3 protein-coding genes are annotated in these 2,346 nt (G+C 66.1%); 2 read left to right on the top strand and 1 reads right to left on the bottom strand.

Annotated elements, in window-relative coordinates:
- Positions 1 to 35 precede the first annotated feature (35 nt).
- Entirely contained in the window at positions 36 to 455 is a 420-nt protein-coding gene (locus tag AC07X4_RS23880) for a MarR family winged helix-turn-helix transcriptional regulator (RefSeq protein WP_108497524.1), read from the top strand.
- Between the two features lie 42 nt (positions 456 to 497).
- Here AC07X4_RS23880 and AC07X4_RS23875 read toward each other — a convergent pair whose 3' ends face one another.
- Positions 498 to 1,385, bottom strand: a complete 888-nt coding sequence (locus AC07X4_RS23875; protein WP_056057215.1) for an amidohydrolase family protein — start codon at positions 1,383 to 1,385, stop codon at positions 498 to 500.
- A 160-nt stretch (positions 1,386 to 1,545) separates the two neighbouring features.
- Between AC07X4_RS23875 and AC07X4_RS23870 the strand changes: the two genes are divergently transcribed.
- Positions 1,546 to 2,328 (top strand): crotonase/enoyl-CoA hydratase family protein, encoded by a 783-nt coding sequence (locus tag AC07X4_RS23870; RefSeq protein ID WP_494741534.1) that lies wholly within the window; start codon positions 1,546 to 1,548, stop codon positions 2,326 to 2,328.
- Positions 2,329 to 2,346: the final 18 nt, after the last annotated feature.

Raw genomic sequence — 2,346 nt, 5'->3', positions numbered from 1 at the left:
CCCCCACAGACACCGCAGCCCCCGCCAACGAGCCCGTGGACACCGGCTTTTTGCGCACGCTGGTGGGCTACAACACGCGGCGCGCGGCGCTGTCCATCATTGCCGTGTTCATGGAACGCATGGCCGTGTACGACCTGAAGGTGGTGGATTTCTCGGTGCTGTCACTGGTGGCGCACAACCCGGGCATCACCTCGCGCCAGCTGTGCGCCACGCTCAGCGTGCTGCCGCCCAACATGGTGGGCTTGATTGCGGCGCTGGAACGGCGCGGCCTGATCGAGCGGCGCCCGCACCCGAGCGATGGGCGCGCCATGGGCGTGCACCTGACGCCCGCCGGGGTGGAACTGACGGCGCAGGCCGAGCAGACGGCCGCGCAACTGGAAGAAGACGCCACCAACCGCCTGACGGCGGCCGAGCGCAAGACACTGATCCGGCTGCTGCAAAAAGTCTACGACTGATCCAGCGGCTGCTCAGCAGGCCGCAAGAGGCCTGGATGGGTATCAGGCGGCCGGCGCTGCCGGGGCCTTGTCCAGACCCAGTAAGCGCACCGCGTTGCCCTTCAGGATGCCGGGCATCACCTCGGGCTTGAAGCCCGCTTCCTGGAAGTCCTTCATCCAGCGCTCGGGCGTGATCAGCGGGTAGTCGCTGCCGAACAGCACGCGGTCCTTGAGCAGCGTGTTGGCGTACTGCACCAGCTGCTTCGGAAAATACTTGGGACTCCAGCCCGACAGGTCGATCCAGACATTGGGCTTGTGCGTGGCGACCGACAGCGCCTCGTCCTGCCACGGAAAGCTGGGGTGGGCCATGACAATCTGCATGTCGGGGAAGTCGATGGCCACATCGTCCAGGTGCATGGGGTTGCTGTACTCCAGCCGCAGGCCGCCGCCGCAGCGCATGCCGCTGCCGATGCCGCTGTGACCGGTGTGAAAGATGGCGGGCATGCCGTATTCGGCGATCACCTCATAGATAGGCCAGGCCATCTTGTCGTAGGGGTGGTAGGCCTGCACCGTGGGATGGAACTTGAAGCCCTTGATGCCGAACTCCTCGATCAGGCGGCGGGCTTCGCGCGCGCCCATCTTGCCCTTGTGGGGGTCGATGCTGGCGAAGGCCGTCATCATGTCGCTGTTGGCCTTGGCGGCCTCGGCGATCTCTTCGTTGGGGATGCGACGGCGGCCCATCTTGGACTCGGCGTCCACCGTGAACATCACCAGGCCAATCTTCTGCTCGCGGTAGTAGGCCACCGTCTCGGCAATGGTGGGGCGGCGGCCGTTCTTGAAGTACTTGTCGGCGGCGCGGTCGTACTCCTCGCCGTAGTTGTCAAACGGGTTCCAGCAGCTCACCTCGGCGTGGGTGTGGATGTCGATGGCGATCAGATTGGCGTGGTCCATGCGTGTCTCCTGGGTTGGCGCCCGCCGGTGCAGCGTCAAACCCCCAGCATGCGCCACGGCGCGTGACGCAGATCAAGGGTAAACACCAATAAAAAACGGGCTTGGCTTGCTTGAATTGGTTATGAACTATAACCACAATTCAACCAACACGAAAGCCTCTATGACCCATCCAGACATCCATTTCGAGCTGCGCGGCGACCACCAGGAAGTGGCCGTGATCCGCCTGACCCGTGCGGCCAAGCGCAACGCGCTGAACGACGGCCTGATCCTCGCGCTGCGCGACCTGTTCGAGAAAATGCCCAGCACCGTGCGCGCGGCCGTCATCGATGGCGACGGCCCCCATTTCTGCGCCGGTCTGGACCTGTCGGAGCTGAAAGAACGCGACGCCGGCCAGGGCCTGCACCACTCGCGCATGTGGCACGCCGCGCTGGAGCGTGTGCAGTACGGCCCCGTGCCGGTCATCGCTGCGCTGCATGGCGCCGTGGTGGGCGGCGGGCTGGAGCTGGCCAGCGCCTGCCACATCCGCGTGGCCGACGAGTCCACCTTCTACGCGCTGCCCGAAGGCTCGCGCGGCATCTTCGTGGGCGGCGGCGGCGCGGTGCGCATCCCCAAGCTCATCGGCGCAGCACGCATGACGGACATGATGCTCACCGGCCGCGTCTACAACGCGCAGGACGGCGAGAAGATCGGCTTTGCCCAGTACCTCGTGCCCGAAGGCCAGGCCTTTGACAAGGCCTTTGAGCTGGCCGTGCGCGTGGCGCAGAACGCGCCGCTGACCAACTACGCGCTGATGCACGCCCTGCCCCGCATTGCCGAGCAGCCCGCCGACCAGGGCTTCTTCACCGAAGCCATGATGGCCGCCATCGCCCAGAGCGCCCCCGAAGCCAAGTCCCGCCTCGCCGACTTCCTGGAAGGCCGCGCCGCCAAGGTCCGCAAGGACTGAGCCCGCCCCCAGTCACCC

It is taken from the genome of Acidovorax sp. GW460-11-11-14-LB4 (genome assembly GCF_059423685.1).
This window is presented reverse-complemented; position numbering and strand designations above follow the sequence as displayed.